The sequence below is a fragment of the Streptomyces pallidus (ex Mingjun et al. 2026) genome (assembly GCF_051550185.1).
In the GTDB taxonomy this organism is placed as follows: domain Bacteria; phylum Actinomycetota; class Actinomycetes; order Streptomycetales; family Streptomycetaceae; genus Streptomyces.
Genome location: NZ_CP196181.1, coordinates 2,853,343 through 2,869,237, shown reverse-complemented (window position 1 = coordinate 2,869,237; position 15,895 = coordinate 2,853,343). Strand labels below are relative to the sequence as shown.

16 protein-coding genes are annotated in these 15,895 nt (G+C 74.7%); 9 read left to right on the top strand and 7 right to left on the bottom strand.

Features of this window, described 5'->3' with window-relative positions; all coding sequences use genetic code 11:
- Positions 1 to 64: 64 nt before the first annotated feature.
- Positions 65 to 931, top strand: coding sequence for a PHP domain-containing protein (locus ACSHWO_RS12245; RefSeq protein WP_438319057.1), 867 nt, complete (start codon positions 65 to 67; stop codon positions 929 to 931).
- A 100-nt stretch (positions 932 to 1,031) separates the two neighbouring features.
- Positions 1,032 to 1,637 (top strand): MarC family protein, encoded by a 606-nt coding sequence (locus tag ACSHWO_RS12240; RefSeq protein ID WP_385849356.1) that lies wholly within the window; start codon positions 1,032 to 1,034, stop codon positions 1,635 to 1,637.
- A gap of 94 nt (positions 1,638 to 1,731) precedes the next feature.
- Here ACSHWO_RS12240 and ACSHWO_RS12235 read toward each other — a convergent pair whose 3' ends face one another.
- The 3 genes from ACSHWO_RS12235 to ACSHWO_RS12225 form a co-directional block, all read right to left on the bottom strand.
- Complete coding sequence (locus ACSHWO_RS12235; protein ID WP_361089198.1) at positions 1,732 to 1,884, bottom strand: hypothetical protein; 153 nt, start codon at positions 1,882 to 1,884, stop codon at positions 1,732 to 1,734.
- Positions 1,885 to 1,980: 96 nt separating this feature from the next.
- Positions 1,981 to 2,838 carry an alpha/beta hydrolase gene (locus tag ACSHWO_RS12230; RefSeq protein ID WP_438311764.1) on the bottom strand — a complete coding sequence of 286 codons (858 nt, stop codon included), beginning with the start codon at positions 2,836 to 2,838 and terminating at the stop codon, positions 1,981 to 1,983.
- 118 nt (positions 2,839 to 2,956) lie between these two features.
- The gene (locus ACSHWO_RS12225) at positions 2,957 to 5,095 is read right to left on the bottom strand and encodes a DEAD/DEAH box helicase (protein ID WP_438311762.1); all 2,139 of its coding nucleotides are present in this window, start codon (positions 5,093 to 5,095) and stop codon (positions 2,957 to 2,959) included.
- Positions 5,096 to 5,544: 449 nt separating this feature from the next.
- Here ACSHWO_RS12225 and ACSHWO_RS12220 point away from each other — a divergent pair, with 449 nt between their 5' ends.
- The gene (locus ACSHWO_RS12220) at positions 5,545 to 6,303 is read left to right on the top strand and encodes a ferritin-like fold-containing protein (RefSeq protein ID WP_361089192.1); all 759 of its coding nucleotides are present in this window, start codon (positions 5,545 to 5,547) and stop codon (positions 6,301 to 6,303) included.
- 140 nt (positions 6,304 to 6,443) lie between these two features.
- Here ACSHWO_RS12220 and ACSHWO_RS12215 read toward each other — a convergent pair whose 3' ends face one another.
- The 4 genes from ACSHWO_RS12215 to ACSHWO_RS12200 all read right to left on the bottom strand — a co-directional run bounded on the left by ACSHWO_RS12215 (position 6,444) and on the right by ACSHWO_RS12200 (position 8,404).
- Positions 6,444 to 6,743: a hypothetical protein gene (locus ACSHWO_RS12215; RefSeq protein WP_361089331.1), complete on the bottom strand. Its 300-nt coding sequence runs from the start codon at positions 6,741 to 6,743 to the stop codon at positions 6,444 to 6,446.
- A gap of 162 nt (positions 6,744 to 6,905) precedes the next feature.
- Positions 6,906 to 7,133 (bottom strand): DUF3107 domain-containing protein, encoded by a 228-nt coding sequence (locus tag ACSHWO_RS12210; RefSeq protein WP_361089190.1) that lies wholly within the window; start codon positions 7,131 to 7,133, stop codon positions 6,906 to 6,908.
- Between the two features lie 184 nt (positions 7,134 to 7,317).
- A complete protein-coding gene (locus tag ACSHWO_RS12205) occupies positions 7,318 to 7,965 on the bottom strand; it encodes a TetR/AcrR family transcriptional regulator (RefSeq protein WP_361089188.1) in 648 nt (215 codons plus the stop codon).
- A 220-nt stretch (positions 7,966 to 8,185) separates the two neighbouring features.
- Positions 8,186 to 8,404, bottom strand: coding sequence for a hypothetical protein (locus ACSHWO_RS12200; RefSeq protein ID WP_361089186.1), 219 nt, complete (start codon positions 8,402 to 8,404; stop codon positions 8,186 to 8,188).
- Positions 8,405 to 8,561: 157 nt separating this feature from the next.
- Here ACSHWO_RS12200 and ACSHWO_RS12195 point away from each other — a divergent pair, with 157 nt between their 5' ends.
- The 6 genes from ACSHWO_RS12195 to ACSHWO_RS12170 all read left to right on the top strand — a co-directional run bounded on the left by ACSHWO_RS12195 (position 8,562) and on the right by ACSHWO_RS12170 (position 15,855).
- Positions 8,562 to 9,542, top strand: coding sequence for an alpha/beta fold hydrolase (locus ACSHWO_RS12195; RefSeq protein WP_438311759.1), 981 nt, complete (start codon positions 8,562 to 8,564; stop codon positions 9,540 to 9,542).
- Between the two features lie 5 nt (positions 9,543 to 9,547).
- Entirely contained in the window at positions 9,548 to 11,155 is a 1,608-nt protein-coding gene (locus tag ACSHWO_RS12190; protein ID WP_438311757.1) for a DUF3152 domain-containing protein, read from the top strand.
- A gap of 202 nt (positions 11,156 to 11,357) precedes the next feature.
- Positions 11,358 to 12,965: a GT4 family glycosyltransferase PelF gene (gene pelF / locus ACSHWO_RS12185; protein ID WP_438311755.1), complete on the top strand. Its 1,608-nt coding sequence runs from the start codon at positions 11,358 to 11,360 to the stop codon at positions 12,963 to 12,965.
- On the top strand, positions 12,962 to 13,876 hold the full coding sequence (locus ACSHWO_RS12180; protein WP_438311753.1) for a hypothetical protein: 915 nt from the start codon (positions 12,962 to 12,964) through the stop codon (positions 13,874 to 13,876). The genes pelF and ACSHWO_RS12180 overlap by 4 nt, the downstream gene beginning before the upstream one ends.
- 171 nt (positions 13,877 to 14,047) lie before the next feature.
- A complete protein-coding gene (locus ACSHWO_RS12175) occupies positions 14,048 to 15,118 on the top strand; it encodes an NAD-dependent epimerase/dehydratase family protein (RefSeq protein WP_361089176.1) in 1,071 nt (356 codons plus the stop codon).
- Positions 15,106 to 15,855 carry a spherulation-specific family 4 protein gene (locus ACSHWO_RS12170; protein WP_438311750.1) on the top strand — a complete coding sequence of 250 codons (750 nt, stop codon included), beginning with the start codon at positions 15,106 to 15,108 and terminating at the stop codon, positions 15,853 to 15,855. Before ACSHWO_RS12175 ends, ACSHWO_RS12170 begins: the two co-directional genes overlap by 13 nt.
- The last annotated feature ends 40 nt before the right edge of the window (positions 15,856 to 15,895 follow it).

Sequence of the window (15,895 nt, the reverse complement as noted above, 5' to 3'; positions counted from 1 at the left end):
CGCCCGGGCGGCCGGACGCTATCCTGAGGTGTCCCCCGTACCCGCGACCCCTGGAGCCATGGCCGTGCGCATCGACCTGCACGCCCACTCCACGGCTTCCGACGGGACCGACACCCCCGCCGAGCTGGTCCTGGGCGCGGCCGCCGCCGGGCTCGACGTGGTCGCGCTGACCGACCACGACACCGTGCGGGGATACGCCGAGGCCCTCGCCGCGGCCCCGCGCGGACTCACCGTCGTCACCGGCATGGAACTCTCCTGCCGCCTCGACGGCATCGGCATGCACCTGCTCGCCTACCTCTTCGACCCCGAGGAGCCCGAGCTCGCCCGCGAGCGGGAGCTCGTCCGCGACGACCGCACGCCCCGCGCCCAGGCCATGATCGGCAAACTGCGGGCCCTCGGCGTGGACGTCACCTGGGAGCAGGTCTCCCGGATCGCCGGCGGCGGCTCCGTGGGCCGGCCGCACATCGCGACCGCCCTCGTCGAACTGGGCGTCGTCCCGACCGTGTCGGACGCGTTCACCCCGGACTGGCTCGCCGACGGCGGCCGCGCCTACGCCGAGAAGCACGAGCTCGACCCCTTCGACGCCATCCGCCTGGTCAAGGCCGCCGGCGGCGTCACCGTCTTCGCGCACCCCGCCGCCGTCAAGCGCGGCCGCTGCGTGCCGGAGACCGCGGTGGCCGAACTCGCCGCCGCCGGTCTGGACGGCATCGAGGTCGACCACATGGACCACGACGCCGACACCCGCAGCCGACTGCGCGCACTCGCCGGCGAGCTGGACCTCCTCGTGACCGGCTCCAGCGACTACCACGGCAGCCGCAAGAGCTGCCGGCTCGGCGAGTACACCACCGACCCCGAGGTCTACGGCGAGATCACGCGCCGCGCGACCGGGGCCTTCCCCGTGCCGGGCACCGGCGGAGCCGCCGGCGCGTAAGCCGCGCCCGCCCCTCTCCGGCCCCGACCGGAGGGCGCTCCGCGCTGCCCCGCCCCCCTCGTCCTCCTTCGAAACACCCCACTCTCTGCAAGGCATCACTGTGTTCGACTTCGCCGTCTTCGGATCCCTTTTTCTCACGCTTTTTGTGATTATGGACCCGCCGGGCATCACGCCGATCTTCCTCGCGCTGACCTCCGGCCGACCCGCCAAGGTGCAGCGCCGGATGGCCTGGCAGGCCGTCTGCGTCGCCTTCGGCGTCATCGCCGTGTTCGGCATCTGCGGCCAGCAGATCCTGGACTACCTGCACGTCTCCGTTCCGGCGCTGATGATCGCCGGTGGTCTGCTGCTCCTGCTCATCGCGCTCGACCTGCTCACCGGCAAGACCGACGAGCCCAAGCAGACCAAGGACGTGAACGTCGCCCTCGTGCCGCTGGGCATGCCGCTGCTCGCCGGGCCCGGTGCCATCGTCTCCGTCATCCTGGCCGTCCAGAAGGCCGACGACGTCAGCATGCAGGTCTCGGTCTGGTGCGCGATCATCGCGATGCACGTGGTCCTGTGGCTCACCATGCGCTACTCGCTGGTGATCATCCGGCTCATCAAGGACGGCGGCGTCGTCCTCGTGACGCGCCTCGCGGGCATGATGCTCTCCGCCATCGCCGTCCAGCAGATCATCAACGGCGTGCTCCAGGTCGTCCGGGGAGCATGACCCGGCCGGGCCCCGCCCCGGGCCACGCACGCGAACGCCCCCGCACCGATCCGGTGCGGGGGCGTTCGCGTGGGGCGCTGCGCGTCCCGAAGTGTCAGGAGGACGCACTCCCGGCCGGTCGGATCAGGATGCGCTGGCCGATGGCGGCCGCCTGCTGCACGATCCGGTTGACGGAGGCCGCGTCCACGACGGTGCTGTCCACGGCGGTTCCGTCGACGTCGTCCAGGCGCAGAATCTCGAAGCGCACGGCTTCTCCCTTCGTCAGTGTTCTCCTTGCATCGGTTCCCAACGAAGTGTAAGACTCAAACATTCCCTACGCTAAGGAAATTTTTTCCTTGGCTAACTACCGGGTCTCGACAGCAGCCCAGAACGCGGCCAACGCATCCGCCGTGACCTGGGGGTTCTCCGCATTCGGAGAGTGTTCCGCACCTGGCACCACCACGCGACGAGCTCCCAGACGCTGTGTCATGTCGTCCATCAGCGGGACCGGCCAGGCGTAGTCCACCTCGCCCGACAGCACCAGCTTCGGCAGGCCGACCCCGCTCAGCTCCGCCACCCGGTCCGGTTCGGAGACCAGCACCCGCCCCGTCGCGATCAGCTGCTCCGGTACGGTCGCCAGCCACCTGTCCCGCAGGAACTCCGCCAGCTCGGGGGCGTCGGGCACGGCGTCCTCCGGGTCGTACGCGCGCATGGCCGTCCACACGCCCGCCATGTCCTCCCGCATCGCCTCCAGGGTGGCGACCAGCAGCTTCGTCCGCTCCCGCTGCCCCTCGGCGATCGCGGCAGGACCGCTGCTCATCAGGGTCAGGGAGGCGAAGGGCGTCACGTCGCGCAGCACGGCGGCCCGCGCGATCAGCCCGCCGAGCGAGTGCCCGACCAGGTGGAGCGGGCCCACGTCGAGGGCGGCCGCCTGCGCCAGCACGTCCTGTGCCAGCTCGTCCAGGGCGTACGCCGACTCCTCGCGAGGCCCGGGGGTCTCGTGCTGGCCGCGCCCGTCGACGGCCACGACCCGGTAGCCGTGCGCGGCCAGCGGTTCCAGGAGGCCGATGAAGTCCTCCTTGCTCCCGGTGAAACCGGGAACCAGCAGGGCCGTACCGCGAACCGGCTCGCCCGCCTCGTGCACGGCGAACGCGCCGCGGGCGGTCGGGAGGCGGTACGCACGGGCGTCGGACGGCAGGGTAAGGCGCGGCGGCTTGCTCATGGCCCGAGGTTACCGGTCCGTAGCAAGCCGTCGGGACCGGGATCCCCGCCCCGTACGCCCGCGGGCCCCGGCCCCCTGCGAAGGGGAACCGGGGCCCGCGTCAGGGCACTGCGGGGGCTCAGGCCTCCGCGGTCGGCGCCACGGTCTTGCGGGTCCGGGTGCGCTTCGGCTTGACCGGAGCCTCCTCAAAGACCGCGGCGGCCTCGGCCACCGGGGCCTGCGCGGCAGCGGCGGTCTTGCGGGTCCGGGTGCGCTTCGGCTTCGCCGGAGCCTCCTCGGCCGCGGGAGCCTCGACCGCCGCGACCTCCGCGACCTCCGCGGCGGGTGCCACGGCCTTGCGGGTCCGGGTGCGCTTGGGCTTGACCGGGGCCTCCTCGGCGACCGGGGCCTCGGCGGCGGGCGCCGTGACGGCCGGCGCCACGACGGCCTCGACGGCCGGGGTCACCGCGGCGGCCGGGGCGGCCTTGCGCGGGGCCCGCGTGGTCCGGCGGGGCCGGGCCGGCTCGGACGGCGGGGCGATCTGGAAGTCGGGCTCGGGGCCCGCCGGGACCCGCACCGGAGCCTGGACGGGCGCGGCCGCGGCCGCCGCCAGGATCGAGGTCTGGGTGGGCTTGCGGGTCCGGGCCTGCCGCGGCGCGGCCGCGGCCCTGGCCGGAGCGGCGGGAGCCTCGGCGACGGGCGCCTCGACCACGCGGGCCTCGACCACGCGGGCCTCGACCACCGGGGCCTCGACGACCTGCACCCCGGCCACGGGAGCCGCGGCGACCGGAGCCGCCGGGGCCGCCGCGGCGGCTGCGGCCGTGGCCGACACCCGGGTGCGGCGGCGGCGCGGCCGGCGCGGCTGGTCCGCCGCGGCCTCGTCGACCGCCGGGGTCGCGGGAGCCTCGACGGCCTGCGCCTCCGGAGCCGCGTCCACCGTACCGGCGGAGGCGACCTCGGAACCGCCGCGCGTACGGCGGCGCTGGCGCGGGGTCCGCGTGCGCTCCGGGCGCTCGGCGGGAGCGGGGGCCGCACCGCGGCCGCCCCGGCCGCCGCGGCCGCCGGTCTCGCCCAGGTCCTCCAGCTCCTCGGCCTTCAGGCCGGCCCGCACGCGCTCGGAGCGCGGCAGGATGCCCTTGGTGCCGGCCGGGATGCCCAGCTCCTCGAACAGGTGCGGGGAGGTGGAGTAGGTCTCCACGGGGTCGTGGAAGTCCAGCTCCAGCGCCTTGTTGATCAGCTGCCAGCGCGGGATGTCGTCCCAGTCCACCAGGGTGATCGCGGTGCCCTTGGCGCCGGCGCGGCCGGTGCGGCCCACCCGGTGCAGGAACGTCTTCTCGTCCTCGGGCGTCTGGTAGTTGATGACGTGGGTCACGCCCTCGACGTCGATGCCGCGGGCGGCGACGTCGGTGCACACCAGCACGTCGACCTTGCCGTTGCGGAACGCGCGCAGCGCCTGCTCGCGCGCGCCCTGGCCCAGGTCGCCGTGGACGGCGCCGGACGCGAAGCCGCGCCGCTCCAGCTGCTCGGCGATGTCGGCGGCCGTGCGCTTGGTGCGGCAGAAGATCATGGCCAGTCCGCGGCCCTCGGCCTGCAGGACGCGGGCCACGAGCTCCGGCTTGTCCATGTTGTGCGCACGGTAGACGCGCTGGGTGATGTTGGCGACGGTCGCGCCCTCGTCGTCGGGCGAGGTGGCGCGGATGTGCGTCGGCTGCGTCATGTACCGGCGGGCCAGGCCGATGACCGCGCCCGGCATGGTCGCCGAGAACAGCATGGTCTGCCGCTTGGCCGGCAGCTGGTTGATGATCTTCTCGACGTCGGGCAGGAAGCCCAGGTCGAGCATCTCGTCCGCCTCGTCCAGGACCAGTGCCTTGACGTGCGAGAGGTCGAGCTTGCGCTGGCCGGCCAGGTCGAGCAGGCGGCCCGGGGTGCCGACGATCACGTCGACGCCCTTCTGGAGCGCCTCGACCTGGGGCTCGTACGCGCGGCCGCCGTATATGGCGAGGACGCGGACGTTGCGGACCTTGCCCGCGGTCAGCAGGTCGTTCGTGACCTGCGTGCACAGCTCGCGCGTCGGGACGACGACGAGGGCCTGGGGGGAGTCGGTCAGCTGGTCGGGGGTGGCCCGACCGGCCTCGACGTCCGCGGGGACGATGACCCGCTCCAGCAGCGGAAGGCCGAAACCGAGCGTCTTGCCGGTTCCGGTCTTCGCCTGGCCGATGACGTCCGTGCCGGAGAGGGCGACGGGGAGGGTCATCTCCTGGATGGGGAAGGGGGTCACGATGCCGACGGCTTCGAGGGCCTCGGCGGTTTCGGGAAGGATCCCGAGTTCTCGGAACGTAGTCAGGGTGCTGCCTCTTCTGTGAGACGCGGCGCGGGGCGGCGAGGGGGGTCCTACCGTGCCGGGCTTGCAGTACTGCACGTACGTACGAAGCTGCGCGGGACCACTGCCTTCGCTCAAGCGCTTGAGCCGCTGAGGGGGCCCCTCGTGGGAGGCGGTACGCATGGACGTACGCATCACCCGAGGGCGGTCGGGTTGGAGCCGATCGGGCCACCGACCGGGCATCCTCATTCGGATGGCCCGCCGAGTATTCGGCAGGCGCTTTACCACTGTACCCCGGAATCGCGCAGGCGTGTCGGGTGAATTCACCTGGTCGTCGCGTTCGGGTGGACGGAAGGCAGTGCGACGTGGTGGCGTCGGGGGTGTCGGGGCGGGCTATTGTGCGGAGCATGTCGACCGTAGAAAACGCATCGCCCGCCGACGACGGCGCCCCCGCCGAGGCGACCGGTATCGCCGCCCAGGACTGGGCGACCGCCTCCGCCTCGCCGCAGTACCGGGCCGCCGTCGTGGACCTGCTGGGCGCACTCGCGTACGGCGAGCTCGCGGCCTTCGAACGACTCGCGGAGGACGCGAAGCTCGCGCCCACCCTCGACGACAAGGCCGAGCTCGCGAAGATGGCCTCCGCGGAGTTCCACCACTTCGAGCAGCTGCGCGACCGGCTCGCGGCGATCGACGCGGAGCCCACCGCCGCCATGGAACCCTTCGCCAAGGGCGTCGACGACTTCCACCGCCAGACCGCCCCGTCGGACTGGCTGGAAGGCCTGGTCAAGGCCTACGTCGGCGACTCGATCGCCAGTGACTTCTACCGCGAGGTCGCCAGCCACCTGGACGCCGACACCCGCGCCCTCGTGCTCTCCGTCCTCGACGACACCGGCCACGGCGGCTTCGCCGTCGAGAAGGTGCGCGCCGCCATCGAGGCCGACCCGCGCTGCGGCGGCCGGCTCGCGCTGTGGGCGCGCCGCCTGATGGGCGAGGCGCTCTCGCAGGCCCAGCGGGTGGTCGCCGAGCGCGACGCCCTGTCCACCATGCTGGTCGGCGGCGTGGACGGGATGGCGGCCGGCTTCGACCTGGCGGCCGTCGGCGAGATGTTCGCCCGCATCACCAAGGCCCACACCAAGCGGATGGCGGCCCTCGGCCTCGCCGCCTAGGAGGGTGCGGCGGCCCCGGGCCGCCGCACCCCGCACACGCCGGCCCCGGCGCGCAGGCAGCGCGCCGGGGCCGTGGCGTACCGAGGGCCGGGGGACCGGAGCCGGGGAGCCGGCCGCGGCGCTAGCCGCGTCGGCGCCGGTCACCCCCGCGACGGAAGCGAAAAGGGGCGGTGGGCGGGGCGGGGGCCGGACTGCCGGCCTGGCCGCAGCAGCAGCGACAGCACCACCGCGGCCACGAGCACCGCGCCGACCAGAGTCGCGGTCACCGTGCCGTGCCCCGGGCCGAGTGCGTACTGCGTGAGGTACGCCCCGAACAGGGCGCCCAGCGCCCCGCTGACGAGCACGACGCGCGGCGACGGCAGCCGCGGGGCGAACAGTCGCAGGGCCGCTGCCGACAGGGCCAGGCCCAGGAGGGTGGAGCCGAGCGCCTCGATCAGCAGCATGGGGGCCTCCCGCAGTTCAGGGGCTAACCGGTCACAGCGGTCCTACCCGAAGCGGAAGACACGGAAACGGCCCGGTGGAATCAACCACCGGGCCGCTTCGCGTAGTTCCCGGAATCACCCCGGACCATGCCCGAACGGGACAGGTCGTGCCGGAACGGGTCAGGCCGTGCCGAAACCGACCTTGCGCGCGCTCGGCTCGCCCAGGTCGACGTACGACAGGCGGTCGGAGGGCACGAGGACCCGCCGGCCCTTGGTGTCGGTGAGGCTCAGCAGCGGTGCCGAACCGGTCAGCGCCTCGGAGACGATGCGTTCGAGCTCCTCGGCGCTCAGGTCGCTCTCCAGCACGATCTCCCGGGGTGCGTGCTGCACGCCGATCTTGACCTCCACGGCTTTGTCCCTCCGACGCTCGGTTGTGCGCGATCAGCCGCGCCGTACCCGGTCCACATTAGCCCGCAGAGGCGACACGCAAGCCGCGCAGCGGACACGCTGGCAGCGAACAGCCGATCACACGGGCGATCACACCGGGGTGATCACACCGGGGTGATCACGCCGGGCGGGCACCGGCGGGCGGTCACGCCGGGGCGACGTCCGAGCCGTGCAGCGGGAAGCCCGCGATGCCGCGCCAGGCCAGCGAGGTCAGCAGACCCACCGCCTTGTCGCGCGCGACCGGGCTCTCGCTGGAGAGCCAGTAGCGGGCCACGACCTGCGAGACCCCGCCCAGGCCCACGGCCAGCAGCATCGACTCGTCCTTCGAGAGGCCCGTGTCCTCGGCGATCACGTCCGAGATGGCCTCGGCGCACTCCAGCGAGACGCGGTCGACGCGTTCGCGCACCGCCGGCTCGTTGGTCAGATCGGACTCGAACACCAGCCGGAACGCGCCGCCCTCGTCCTCCACGTACGCGAAGTACGCGTCCATCGTCGCGGCCACGCGCTGCTTGTTGTCCGTCGTCGACTCCAGCGCCCCGCGCACCGCCTGCAGCAGGTTCTCGCAGTGCTGGTCCAGCAGCGCCAGGTACAGGTCGAGCTTGCCCGGGAAGTGCTGGTAGAGCACCGGCTTGCTCACCCCGGCCCGCTCGGCGATGTCGTCCATCGCCGCCGCGTGGTACCCCTGCGCGACGAAGACCTCCTGGGCCGCGCCCAGGAGCTGGTTGCGTCGGGCTCGGCGCGGCAGGCGCGTGCCCCGGGGACGCGCTGCATCCGTCTGCTCGATGGCTGTCACGCCGCCTCCCACTTTCTCTGTTGCCGCAGTGCCTCTGCGCCGCGCCCGCCATCGTACTTTTCGGTAACCGAATCTGTAGGGTCGAAGCCGAGTTTTCTCGCTGTACGGACGACCCGGAGGCGCTGGTCAGGGACGCCGGGGAGGGTTACCGAACGGTAGTCCGGGGTGCCGGGCACGGTCGGGCGCGGCCGGGCACCGCCCGACCGGAGGGACGCCCGGATCAGCGGTAGTCGTCCTCGTCCAAGGGCACCACCCGGGCCTGGTCGACGGCGTCCCCGTCGGTCGCCTCGTCCCGGTCGACCCCCGTGACCCGCTCGTCGTCGTCCTCGGGTTGCAGCTCGGCCTGCTGTTCCGCGGCATCCGCCTCGGGCGCCTCCGCGTCGAGGGCTTCCCGGATCCTGCCCCGGAAGGTCTCCGGCTCCGCCGGGTCGACACTCATCTGGCTCCCCTTCTTCCCTCACCCCTCGTGGTCCTGCCTCACCTACGAGCCTAGGAGGATCGCGGGTGCGCCGCTACGTGGATCCACGGCCATCCTGCGCGGGTCTGTGATGCCGAACACAAGAGTCCGGACGTGATCGTCTCGTAACATTGCCCGCATGTCTTCGACCGAGCTGCCGGGTGTGCGATCGGCCACCGAGGCGTCCTTCCGGGCGGGATCCGCCCGGGTGGCCGAGGGGGAGCAGCTGCGCACGGCCCTGCTGCCCGGCCTGGAACTGACCGTGCGGTCCCGGCCCGCGACCCGTACGGGACTGCCGCCCGCCCTCTTCGTGCACGGCCTCGGCGGCTCCTCCACCAACTGGTCCGCCCTCATGGCCCTGCTGGAGGACTCCGTCGACTGCGAGGCCGTGGACCTGCCCGGCTTCGGCTGGTCCCCACCCCCGGCCGACCGGGACTACTCGGTCGCCGCGATGGCCCGCGCGGTCATCCGCCACCTCGACGCCGCCGGCCGCGGCCCGGTCCACCTCTTCGGCAACTCCCTCGGCGGCGCCGTCAGCACCCGGGTCGCGGCCGTCCGCCCCGACCTGGTGCGCACGCTCACGCTGGTCTCGCCCGCCCTGCCCGACCTGCGCATGCAGAAGGCGGCCCTGCCGACCGTACTGCTCGCCGTGCCCGGCATGGCCGGCCTGCTGCACCGCATGGCCGCCGGCCTCACCGCCGAGCAGCGCACCCGCGGCGTGATGGAGCTCTGCTACGGCGAGCCCTCCCGGGTGCGCGCGGAGGACTTCCGCGCCGCCGTCGAGGAGATGGAGCGGCGGATGGCCCTGCCGTACTTCTGGGAGGCGATGACCCGCACCACGCGCGGCATCGTCGACGCCTACACCCTCGGCGGGCAGCACGGGCTCTGGCGCCAGGCGCAGCGCGTCCTCGCCCCGACCCTGCTGGTCTACGGCGGCCGTGACCAGCTGGTGGCCTACCGCACGGCCCGGAAGGCGGCGGCGTCCTTCCGCGGCTCAAGACTCCTGAGCCTTCCCGAGGCCGGACACGTGGCGATGATGGAACACCCCGAGACGGTGGCGAACGCCTTCCGGGAGCTGCTGCACGACACCGACCGATCCATCGAAGACGGCAGGGGCTGACCACCGTGGGACGACATAGTCGCAAGGGCCCTGCTCCTGCTCCCGCCCCGGAGCGCCCGGCCCCGGCGCCCGAGACGCAGCCCTCGTACGACGCGTACGACCCCTTCGCGGACCACTCGGCGTACCAGGGGGGCGGGCCCGCGGGGTACGGGCAGCAGCCGGCCCACGGCACGTACCCCGGGTACGAGCAGCCGGCCCGGTACGAGCAGCCGGCCCGGTACGAGCAGCCGGCCCGGTACGAGCGGCCGCCCGCCGCCCGTGAGCCGCAGCCCCCGTACGAGCAGTTCCCTGCCGGTGACCCGTTCGCCCCCGGTGAGCCGTTCCCGCCCCGCGACCCGCTCCGGCCCCACGGGCAGAACCCCAACCGGCAGGAGCCGCGCGGGCGCCGCCGCCGCACCGAACCCACCGTCGCCCACCAGGGCTACGCCCCCGCCGCCCCCCGGCCCGGGGCCCGGCCCGGCGGCCGCCCCGAGCAGCGCGAGCCCGGCGGCGCGTGGGGCGCCGACACCGGATCCGCCCGCGGTGACCTGCGCGGCGCTCCGCACGGCCGCGGCGCGCCCGCGGCCCTGCTGGACGACGGCACCCCGCCCTTCGGGACCCCGCCCTTCGGGACCCCGCCCTTCGGCACCCCGGCGGCCGGGTTCCCGCAGGTCGCCGCCGAACGGCAGCCCGCGCCCGGCCCGGCCGACCCCTTCACCTCCACCGGCGCGCAGCGCCGCGTGGTGCCCGCGCCCCGCGAGGAGGCCGCGCCCGCCGGCACCGAGGAGGAACGGTCCTCCGGACGCAGCTCGAAGGCCCGCACGTACGGCGGGGTGGCCGCCGTCGCCGTCACCACGGCCCTCGCGGTCGTCGTCGGCACCCAGATGCTCACCGGCGGCGACTCCGGCTCCTCCGCCCCGCAGGCCGCGGGCAGCGCCTCCGACCGCGCCCAGCCCGGCCAGTCCCCGGCCTCCCGTTCCGACGGCCGCGGCGCGCCCCAGGCCCAGGCGCCGGCCCCGGCCGCACCCGAGCTGCCGTACGAGCAGAAGATGGCCCAGCAGTACCCGATCGACGCGAAGCTCAAGGGGTCCGGCAGCTTCGACACCGTGCCCGGTGTGGCGGCCGCCCCCGGCAAGGGCAAGGTGGTCCGCTACCGCGTCGACGTCGAGCAGGGCATCGGCCTCGACGCCCAGCTGTTCGCGGAGGCCGTCCACCGCACCCTCAACGACGACCGCAGCTGGGGCCACGGCGGCAGCAAGACCTTCGAGCGCGTCCCGGGCGGCGAGGCCGACTTCGTGATCACCCTGGCCAGCCCCGGCACCACCGGCGTGTGGTGCGCCAAGTCCGACCTGGACACCACCATCGACAACGTCTCCTGCGACTCCGCCTCCACCGAGCGCGTCATGATCAACGCGTTCCGCTGGGCGCAGGGCTCGACGACGTACGGCCCCGACCAGATGCTCGCCTACCGCCAGATGCTCATCAACCACGAGGTGGGCCACCGGCTCGGCCACGGCCACGTGAACTGCCAGACCCCGGGCGCCCTCGCGCCGATCATGCAGCAGCAGACGAAGTCCCTCGACATCGGCGGGATCTCCTGCAAGCCCAATCCCTGGGTGTTCCCCGGCAACTGACGCGCCGCGGGCAGCGCCCGCAACTACCCCGTTGCTAGCGCTCTCGAACGCGAACCGTACGGGAAAGTTACGACTCTTCACCCCTTCCGGTGGCGCGACGGACAACCGTCCGCCGCGCCACCGGCACATCCGCTTGAGTTTCCCCGCGGCGGGTCACCGGACCGACGGAGGCCGCCGGAAACGGAGATCGGGGGTGCCACTCGTGCGGATCGGACTGCTCACGGAAGGTGGTTATCCGTATGCGACGGGAGAGGCGAGGCTGTGGTGCGACCGCCTGGTGCGCGGGCTGCCTCAGCACGAGTTCGAGCTCTACGCGCTGAGCCGCAGCGCCGAACAGGAGGAGCGCGGCCGGGTCGTGCTCCCCGAGCACGTCACCCGCGTCTGGACCGCCCCGCTCTGGGCCCCCGCGGACGACGGGCGGAGCTACTCCCGGCGTGAACGCAGGCGGTTCGCCGACTGCTTCAAGGAACTGGTGCGGGGCATCTGCGCCGGCGAGGCCGAACCCTTCGCGGCCGGCCTGTACGGACTCGCCGAACTCGCCCGCGAGCAGGGCGGCCTGTACGCCGCCCTGCGCTCCGAGACCGCGGTGCGCGCCGTGGAGGCCGCCTGTCGGGCCCCCGGCGCGCGCCGCTCCGTCCAGCGCGCGCAGGTCGCCGACCTGTTGGAGTTCGTCGACGCCCTGGAGCGGCTGCTGCGGCCGCTGTCCCTCGACTGGTACGAGGACCTGTGCGAGGTGGACGTCTGCCACGCGGCCGCGGGCGGGGTGGCGGCCCTCCCCGGGCTGCTGGCCAAACGCTTCTTCGGGGTGCCGCTGCTGGTCACCGAGTACGGGGTCCGGCTGCGGGCGCACTACCTGGAACGGCCCGCGGACGGGGGCCCAGGGCCGGACGGGCCCGCGGACGGCCCGAGGCTCGCCGTCCGGGCCCTGCTCGCGGCCTTCCACGTACGCCTCGCCTGCGAGATCTACGCCCGCGCCGACCTTCTCGTCGCAGGCAACACGCACGCCCGGCGCTGGCAGGAGCGGTGCGGGGCTGCCCGGGACCGGATGCGGACCGTGTACCCGGGGATGGAGGCGGACCGATTCGCCGCCGTCGGCGAGGACCCAGACCGCGGTGACCCGGACACGCTGGTCTGGGTCGGCCGGGTCGAGCCCGCCAAGGACCTGGTCGGCCTGCTGCACGCCTTCGCCGAGGTCCGCAGGAACGCCCCGGACACCCGGCTGCGGATCTTCGCCACGGCCGTGGCGCCCGGCTACCTCGCCGACTGCCGCTCCCTCGCCGCGCAGCTCTTCCCCGACGAGGCCGCCGACGCGGTCACGGCGGGGGAGAACCCGGTCACCTTCGAGGAGATCGGCGGCCCCGAGGCCCCCACCCCGGCCGACGCCTGGGGATGCGGGCGGGTGGCCGTGCTGTCCTCGGTGATCGAGGGCTTCCCGATCACCCTGGCCGAGGCCATGTTCTGCGGCCGGGCCACCGTCTCCACCGACGTCGGGGCCGTCTGCGAGGTCATCGGCGGCACCGGCCTCGTCGTCCCGCCGCGCAACCCGCGGGCCCTCGCCGACGCCTGCCTGTCCCTGCTGAACGACCCCGAACGGGCCCGGCGCCTCGGCGCGGCCGCCCGGGCCCGCGCCCTGGAGCTCTTCACCGTCGAACAGAACGTGGCCGCCTTCCGCGAGGCCTACCTGTGGCTGCTGGCCCGCGGACCCGGCCGCACCGACCCCACCGTCCCCTTCGAACAACCCCCCGAGGCCCGGGTCCCGGGCCACTGGACGAGCCCCGCGTGGGCCCCGAACCCGGAGGCCGCGGTATGACCCTCGACGAAGCCGCCCCGCCCGCCGCGGCCGCCGCGCCCACCCGCCGCCGGGCCGCCGGCGACCCCGTCAAGATCCTGCTGCACCGCCACCGCGACCTGTGCGCGCGGGCCGTGGACCCGCTGGAGATCGCCGCCGGGCTGGAGGCGCAGGGCATCACCGACCGGACCGCCGCCCGGTTCCGGCACCGCGACGTGTTCTCCCTCGCCGAGGAGCTGTACGCCCGCACCCCGCGCGAGGAGGAGGCGCCCGCGCCCTCCGCCGCAGGCCCCGCCGACGCCCGCGCCGTGCGCCGCTTCGGACTCGCCCTGCTGCCCGGCGCCCTCGCCTGCGCTGCGGCCGCCGCCGCGGTGCCGTACGCGGAAGCCGTCGTCGCCCTCGCCGCGGCCGCCGCCCCCGTCCTGCCCGGACCTCCCGGGCGGGCCGCCACCGGACGGGCCGCCTGGACCGCGCGGGCCGTCCTGCTGCTCGCCGCGGCCGCCGCCGGCTGGGCCGTCCACCGCCACGGCACCCCCCTCGGGACCGCCCTCGCCCTCTCCGCCGCCCCCGGCCACCTCGCCGCCGCCGGGTACGCCGCCCGGGCCCGGCGCCGCCTCGCCGCCAGCCGCGCCCTGGAGGACTTCGCCGACGGGACCCGACCGCTGCTCCTCGGCACCGTCGCGGGCTTCACCGCGGCCGCCGCCGGGGCGGCCCTCCTCGCCGGAGCCGCCGTCCCCGTCGCCCTCCCGGTCGCCCTGCTGCTGTTCCTCACCCTGCTGCTGACCGGCCACGGCGCCCCCCGCGGGCCCGTAGCCGCCGCCCTCGTCCTCGCCCTGGTCCCGCTCCCGGCCGCGGTGCCCGCCGCCGCGGCAGGACTCCTCGTACTCGCCGTCCCCGTGCTGGCGCGAGCCTCCGCGCACGCCCGGCCCTGAGCGGCGTACCCCCTCTGCCCCGGCGCCCGACGCCCGACCCGCCGCTCCCTGCGGCCGGGGCCGGAGCGCCGCGCCCGTCCCCTTCCGCTTCCCCTTCTCATCCCCATCCCCAGCCCATCGACCAAGGAGACACAGCATGACCGGCCAGCCCACCGACCGAGGGACCGCGCGATGAGGGTGCTGCTGATCGGAGCCAACGGATACCTCGGCCGCTACGTCGCCGACCGGTTGCTCGCCGACCCCGCCGTCCAGCTCACCGCGCTCGGCCGCGGCGACGACGCCGACGTCCGCTTCGACCTCGCCACCGGCAGCCCCGGCGCCCTCACCCGGTTCCTCGACGCCGTCCACCCCGGTGTCGTCATCAACTGCGCCGGCGCCGCCCGCGGCGGGGCCCGCGAGCTCACCCGGCACAACACCGTCGCCGTCGCCACCATCTGCGAGTCCCTGCGCCGCAGCGGCTGCGGCGCCCGACTCGTCCAGCTCGGCTGCTCCTCCGAATACGGGCCCAGTCAGCCCGGATCGTCCACGGCCGAGGACGCCGTCCCCAGACCCGGCGGGCCCTACGGCGTCAGCAAGCTCGCCGCCACCGAGCTCGTGCTCGGCTCCGGGCTCGACGCCGTCGTCCTACGGGTCTTCTCACCCGTCGGACCCGGCACCCCGGCCGGCTCCCCGCTCGGCCGGCTCGCCGAGGCCATGCGGCGCGCCATGCAGTCCGGCGACGGTGAGCTCAAGCTCAGCGGGCTCGGCGTCCAGCGCGACTTCGTTGACGTACGGGACGTGGCGCGGGCCGTGCACGCCGCCTCGCTCTCCGCCGCCCAGGGCGTCGTCAACATCGGCACCGGCCGCGCGGTCCGGCTGCGCGACGCGGCCGCCGTCCTCGCCCGGGTCGCCGGATACGGCGGAGCCCTGCACGAGATCGACGTCCCCCACGGCGGACCGCACGCCGGACCGCAGCAGTCGCACCCCGGGTCCCACGGGCTCCACGGATCCCACGGCTCACACGGGCACCCGGGGGCCCGGACCGGAGCGCTCGCCGCCATCGGCGCCCCCCGCTCCGAGGCCACCGCCGAGCAGCTGGCCGCCGCGGCCCCGCCCCCGGCCGCGTACCCCTACCCCGACGGATGCGGCGCCTGGCAGCAGGCCGACGTGCGCACCGCCCGGGACCGGCTCGGCTGGCGGCCCCGGATCAACCTGGAGGAGTCCCTCGCGGACATCTGGATGGAGGCGGCATGCCGCATCTGAGCACCCAGGCCGCGGCGCCCGCCGCCACCGGGGCCGACCGCCTCCGCCTCGGCATCCCCGGCTACGCGCACCCCCTGCTCGCCCCGGTCGAATGGGCCGAGCTGACCCGCCCCGGCACCCCGCTGCACTGGGTCGTGCTCAACGTCGCGGACGGGCCCGGCAGCCGGCCCGACCCGCACTGCACGGAGGCCGTCGGCCGGCTCCGGGAGGCCGGCGGCACCGTCCTCGGGCACCTCGCCCTGCGCGACGGGGCGCGGTCGTTCGGCGAACTCGTCTCCGACGCCCACCGCTTCGTCGACTGGTACCGGGTGGGCGGCTTCTACCTGGACCGGGCCCCGGCCGGCCCGGCCGAACTGGCCGAGGTGCGCCGGGTCACCGACGCCCTGCGCGGGCTCGGCGACGACCTGCGGATCGTCCTGGGCCACGGCACCCACCCCCACGAGGGCTATGCGGAGGCCGCCGACCAGCTCGTCACCTTCTGCGGCGGCTGGACCGACTACCGCTGGTCGCAGGTCGCCGAGTGGACCGCCGAGTACCCGCCGGAGCTGTTCTGCCACCTCGTCCACGGGGTCCCGCGCAACCACCTGGAGGAGGCGCTGCGGATCGCCCGCTGGCAGGGGGCCGGCACGATCTGGTTCACCGACCGGCGCGGGAGCGGCGACCGGGACCCCTGGGCCTCCATGCCCGCGTACTGGGACGAAATCGTCTCAAGGATCGGACCAGGTGTCTCGGAATGAAGAAGGGCGTGGCAGTGTTACGGGAGAACCACCGTTCGAC

Bases quoted from the DNA above. Each gene is read 5' to 3' on its own strand.
- ACSHWO_RS12220 (WP_361089192.1), top strand. From the start codon at position 5,545: ATGTCGACCGTAGAAAACGCATCGCCCGCCGACGACGGCGCCCCCGCC.
- ACSHWO_RS12180 (WP_438311753.1), top strand. From the start codon at position 12,962: ATGACCCTCGACGAAGCCGCCCCGCCCGCCGCGGCCGCCGCGCCCACC.
- ACSHWO_RS12230 (WP_438311764.1), bottom strand. From the start codon at position 2,838: ATGAGCAAGCCGCCGCGCCTTACCCTGCCGTCCGACGCCCGTGCGTAC.
- ACSHWO_RS12195 (WP_438311759.1), top strand. From the start codon at position 8,562: ATGTCTTCGACCGAGCTGCCGGGTGTGCGATCGGCCACCGAGGCGTCC.
- ACSHWO_RS12200 (WP_361089186.1), bottom strand. From the start codon at position 8,404: ATGAGTGTCGACCCGGCGGAGCCGGAGACCTTCCGGGGCAGGATCCGG.
- ACSHWO_RS12170 (WP_438311750.1), top strand. From the start codon at position 15,106: ATGCCGCATCTGAGCACCCAGGCCGCGGCGCCCGCCGCCACCGGGGCC.
- ACSHWO_RS12175 (WP_361089176.1), top strand. From the start codon at position 14,048: ATGAGGGTGCTGCTGATCGGAGCCAACGGATACCTCGGCCGCTACGTC.